General features: G+C 39.6%; 4 protein-coding genes and 1 pseudogene. All 5 read right to left on the bottom strand.

Annotation, left to right across the window (positions count from 1 at the left end; all coding sequences use genetic code 11):
• Positions 1-107: 107 nt before the first annotated feature.
• The gene (locus tag PVE40_RS12245) at positions 108-662 is read right to left on the bottom strand and encodes a tyrosine-type recombinase/integrase (RefSeq protein ID WP_274732219.1); all 555 of its coding nucleotides are present in this window, start codon (positions 660-662) and stop codon (positions 108-110) included.
• A gap of 349 nt (positions 663-1,011) precedes the next feature.
• On the bottom strand, positions 1,012-2,046 hold the full coding sequence (locus PVE40_RS12240; protein WP_274732220.1) for a M42 family metallopeptidase: 1,035 nt from the start codon (positions 2,044-2,046) through the stop codon (positions 1,012-1,014).
• Between the two features lie 66 nt (positions 2,047-2,112).
• Positions 2,113-2,493, bottom strand: a pseudogene (locus PVE40_RS12235) (Rid family detoxifying hydrolase).
• A gap of 11 nt (positions 2,494-2,504) precedes the next feature.
• Entirely contained in the window at positions 2,505-3,440 is a 936-nt protein-coding gene (locus tag PVE40_RS12230; RefSeq protein ID WP_274732218.1) for a DMT family transporter, read from the bottom strand.
• Positions 3,441-3,511: 71 nt separating this feature from the next.
• The gene (locus PVE40_RS12225) at positions 3,512-5,041 is read right to left on the bottom strand and encodes a DEAD/DEAH box helicase (RefSeq protein WP_274732217.1); all 1,530 of its coding nucleotides are present in this window, start codon (positions 5,039-5,041) and stop codon (positions 3,512-3,514) included.
• Positions 5,042-5,237: the final 196 nt, after the last annotated feature.

Below are 5,237 nucleotides of genomic sequence, written 5' to 3'. Positions count from 1 at the left end.
CAATCCCCTCTGGAATACAGAGGATTAGCAGCCTAAGAAGGTGTTTTATGTTTGTCTCAAATCAGTATGTCAGTCTACAAGGAATACGGCTGTTTTATATTTTATTATTAGAATCCCATATCAACGGTTGCATAAACTTTGTTGATGCTTTCTTGCGTAATTCCGATATACCGTAAGGTTACCGCCTGGGATGAGTGTTGAAAGATTGTTTGCAGTAGGCTGATATCCACCCCCTGCTTATATGACCAGTAACCAAAAGTCTTACGTAACGAGTGAGCACTTAAAGGGGTCACACCGATCATGTCACCAGCATAGGAAATAATCCGATGCGCTTGCATCCGTTGAATCGCCTGCTTGGGATTTTTTTCAGAAAAGAATAGATAGTCTGATGGTTTCAAATTCTCACTTTTTACATACACTTTTATTGACTGCCGAAGTTTGGGATGCAAATATAGCATCTTCTTCTTTTTTGTCTTTTTTTCCTGAACCCAAACGAAATCTTGTTTATGAACATCCTTCACTTTTAAATCGAGGATATCACTAATCCGTAATCCTGTTCGTAAACCGAATTCCAGAAGTAGGCGTTTTTTGGATTCAGCCGGATAGACTGCCATTAAATTTTTAATTTGCTTTTTTTGTTTAATCGGATATGTAAAATTCACTTTTGTCTATCCCTTCATTATTTAGTTTTGACTTGTGAATTAATGAGCGTTCTGTCCCTCTTGCATGAGATACCTCTAAAAGAGGTAAAAAGGATGGTTGAAAACGCTTTTCTTAACTAATTAACAATTTCAGTGCTTTTAGTGTACCACTTTACCCTATGGTATAGCAACGTTTAATAGGATACACAATTGGAATTGTGTATCCTCCATTTGACCAAACGATTCTCGAAGGTTTTAAGCCCATTTCAAAAGACAAGACGGGTATTTACTCACGAAACATCCTTAAAATGATTTATTTTGAAAAAGAAAAAAGAACCGCCCTTTTCTAACGAAGGACCGTTCTTTTTTACTACCCTTTATTTTTTATATAAGCTTCAATCAACTTAAATGTGTTTTCGATTGCATCCACGTGCGTGCGTTCCATCCCGTGGCTACTTGCTACACCTGGGCCAATTAGTGCAGCCCGGATATTGGCACCACCTTGAAGTGCTGCTGAAGAATCGCTCTGATACATCGGATAAATATCTACGACGTAATTCAAGCCTTGCTCTTTTGCCAATTGAATGAGATGTGTAGTTAATTCATAGTCATAAGGACCAGACGAATCCTTCGCACAAATGGATACATCAAATTCGGTACAAGCAAGGTCGTCGCCGATGCATCCCATATCAACCGAAAGCAACTCTGTAATTTCTTCTGGAATCCACGCAGCTCCATGACCTACTTCTTCATACGTCGAAAAAATAAACGTCAAGTTTGTCGCCGAGGTTATTTGTTTTTCTTTCAGTTTCTTCAAAATACTTACGAGAATAGAGACTGATGCTTTGTCATCCAAAAACCGAGACTTAACAAAGCCTGAATCGGTTACCACTACTTTGGGATCATACGCTACGATGTCACCATTCTGGATGCCGAGATTTTTGACGTCTTCTTCATTCTTTACACGCTCATCAATTCTGACAACCAAATTATCGATGTCACGTTCCTTTGTCCCAGCGTCCTTGAAAACATGGATCGAAGGAGCGTTCGATAAAATCGTTCCAGAATAAATGGTTTCATCACGAGTAATGATCTCACAGTACTCACCGTCTAAAGTAGGAGTAAGCGGCCCACCTAATTTTGTAAGGGCCAATGTCCCATCACTGTTAATCGAACGAACCATTAATCCTAATGTGTCCACATGAGCGCTTAATCCACGTGTGATGTCTTTGTTTTCGCCTTCTACATGGACTATTAAATTTCCTTTTGGTGTTCTTTCTGTCTGATAGCCATAACCTTCGATGGTTGCTTTCAAAAAATCAATGGCATTTTTCGTATATCCTGTTGGACTGTTTATAGAAAGTAATTCTGTTAAGAAAGATACGGTTTCTTCTTTATTAAACATCAATCGTTGACACTCCTTATATAGAAAAGAGGCTGGAGTTGTATCCCGGCCTCTCCTCTCAAATTTTTATGCTTTCGCCTTGCTTGCAATCACTTCGATTTCAACTAACCCACCTAGGGGCAATGCGGCTACCGCGAAAGCACTTCTAGCTGGATAGGGTTCATTAAACTGTTCCGCGTAAATTTCATTTACAGCTGCAAAATCTTTGATGTCATTTAATAAGACGGTTACTTTTACTACATCGTCAAGTGTTAGATTTTCTTCAGCCAAAACATACCGAATATTTTGGAAAGCTTAAGTCGTTTGGTTCTTAATTCCATCGACCATTTGTCCAGTTATTTTGTCGAGTCCTAATTGACCGGATAGAAAAACAAGATCACCTGTAACGATTGCTTGTGAATATGGTCCAACTGCTGCCGGAGCCAAATCTGATTCTAATTTATACATAAAATTCCCCTTTAGATATGATTAATTAATTGATCGTCTACGAGGACGGTTGTTTCTTTTTTGTTGCTAGAGCTGGATAATAAGAGAACCGTAACGATTACGATGATGATTCCTATCACTTCCAGCATACCAAATACTTGATTGAATACAAATACAGATAAGACAGCTGCTAAAAGAGGTTCTAGCGCTGTTACGATACTGGCGAGGGACGCGTCAATATACGTGAGACTCGTCATATAAGCGACAAAACCAATTGCCGTTCCCAAAATGATAATTCCTACAAGAAGGAAGAAGCTGTCGACTGTAAGCGTGAATTCAGGTCGCCAGATCGGATGAACGAATTGAAATGCAAGTCCTGCAATGGTCATTCCCCAGCCAACAATAACGGTGGAGTGATACTTTGCCAAAATAGCTCGTGGTTGTAAGGAATAAAAGGCTAGTGCGATCGCTGAAATAATCCCCATCATGAATCCACCCAGCGTTACCGCCAGTTTGGTAAAGTTTCCATTTGTTAGAATCAAGAAAACTCCGAAGAAGCACAATAAAATAATGGATAGTTCTGTTACTTTCAGGCGCTTCTCTTTTCGTAAAACTAAGTAGCCGTATACAAAAATAGGTGCGATGAATTGGAGTATGGTAGCAAGGGAAGCACTGCTTAATTCAATCGTTTTATAAAAGAAAAATTGAACCGATACCATTCCTACTAACGAAAAAACGAGAAGCCTGGATAAATCTCCCCGATCCTTAAAGACGATCCAAATATCTTTCTTTTTCGTATAGCGACTATACAATAAGACAAGTACCCCTGCAACCAACAGGCGGGTGCTCACCAACCATTCGCTTGGAACTGCATGTTGCCTAAATAATAATTGGGCAAAAATATCTGAAAAACCCCACATACTCCCACCAAAGCCTGCGAGTAGGATGCCCTTCCACTTCCTGTTCATCCCTATCCCCCTTTTTCATCTATTCAATCAACTTATTTTAACCGAAATAGAAGGTTTAGGGAATCAAAATATCAGGGAAATAGAGATCCATTACGTTTGTTGTTGAAGTTCTTTTTTCTCTCCCACTCCAAGACGGTCTTGTTCGAGAAGAATGATTTTTGCTTCATATGCTCTTCTGGCACTTGGGTCATTACATCTTGCTGGCTCGCTTCCTCATATAGATAAGACTTATCTGCATAAGCGTCAAAGAGTTTTTGTTTACTGCTCAACATATCCATCATTAATTCATCGATGCTATCTGGAGTTAACAGACGATAAACAAAAACCGATTGTGTTTGTCCCATTCGATAGGCTCTTGCTACTGCTTGATTTTCTAGTGAAGGTTTTAGTTGTGGCTCACAGAAAATAATAATATTTGCAAACTGCATATTGAGACCATGTGCAGCCGTGGTAATTTGGGCAACAATAACATTTTTGTTGCTCGAACTTTTGAATTCATCAATCAATTCTTGGCGTCTTGCTATCGGTACATCGCCGTTAATTACTCCAATAGCCTTGTTAGAAAGGGCCGCTTCTACGGTTGTAAGTACACTTTTGAAGAACGAAAAGACGATTACCTTTTGATGATTAATAGCTGCTTCCTCGCAGATTTCTTTCAACCGCTCTAATTTAGGACTCTCACTAACCGAACCCCCTGACCAAGCAGCCCTCCTCATCAGCATAAAATTCCCATCCGCTACTGCCTCTTTGTATACTTTGAATTCTTTCTTTCCGAACTCTTCCCATTCTTCAACTTGGTTTAATGGCGGAAGTTCTAGACGCACATCTTCTTTCGAACGTCTCAAGTAAACCGGAGCAATCTCCCTCCGATACACCTCTGGCCGATTATGCACTTTTGGATTCCGGATGGTATGGGCAATTTCCGGTTGCAATGCGTAAATCAGTGCTGTCATTTCTGACGTTCGATTCTCTAGTGGTGTACCTGTTAGGAAAATAGTATACGGACTTTTCTCACTTAATGCATAGACATTCTTGGAACGCTTTGCTTCTGGATTTTTTGCGTAATGAGCTTCGTCTACTGCCAAGACATCGATCACAGCATCAGAAAAATTCAGCTTAATAGCTGTTTCGTAGGTTGTAATGCCTACACCACCTTTTTCTTTCCAATTAGATAATGCTGCTTCTCGATTAACTTTCGTGCCATGTAAATGGACCGGATTTAACGTAGAATGTTTTTTCACTTCCCGTGACCAGTTTTCCATAATGCTGGAGGGACAAATTACTAAAAAGTGCTGCTTACCTTCTTCTGCTAAGTGAGCCATTACTGCAATGGCAATCAACGTCTTCCCGAGTCCCATCACATCACCGATGAGTACCTTCTTTTGTAGTAAAGCGTACTTCGCACCAAAATCTTGCCAACTTCGTAACGTTGCTCGCAATTGCTGGCTATTGAGCTGTAATTCAGAGATTTTTTTTAATATCTTTTGAGAAAGTTTGGTTTTCTTGGATAATTCACTCGCTTGCTTTCTTCCTGTATAAAAATACTTATCTAATGCAGCATAATAGCGCGCAGCCTCTTCCTGAAAATGATACCAGACCATTTCTTCTGATGGGGGTTTGTAGTCTATTCTCCATTGGTGAAGCTTTTGGACTGACGCATCATATTCTTGGTGAAAAGCTCCTATTTTCTTTATGTTTTTTTCAAAAGATTCTTTTTGTTCCTGAATAATTCATAGTTTTCCTAAATATTCACTAAAAGCGTATTGTGGCGCTATTATTCTATCTGTATCCCTGCAC

This window comes from Jeotgalibaca caeni (assembly GCF_028863945.1).
In the GTDB taxonomy this organism is placed as follows: domain Bacteria; phylum Bacillota; class Bacilli; order Lactobacillales; family Aerococcaceae; genus Jeotgalibaca; species Jeotgalibaca caeni.
The sequence above is the reverse complement of the archived record's forward strand: the minus strand, read 5'-3'. Positions and strand labels throughout refer to the sequence as shown.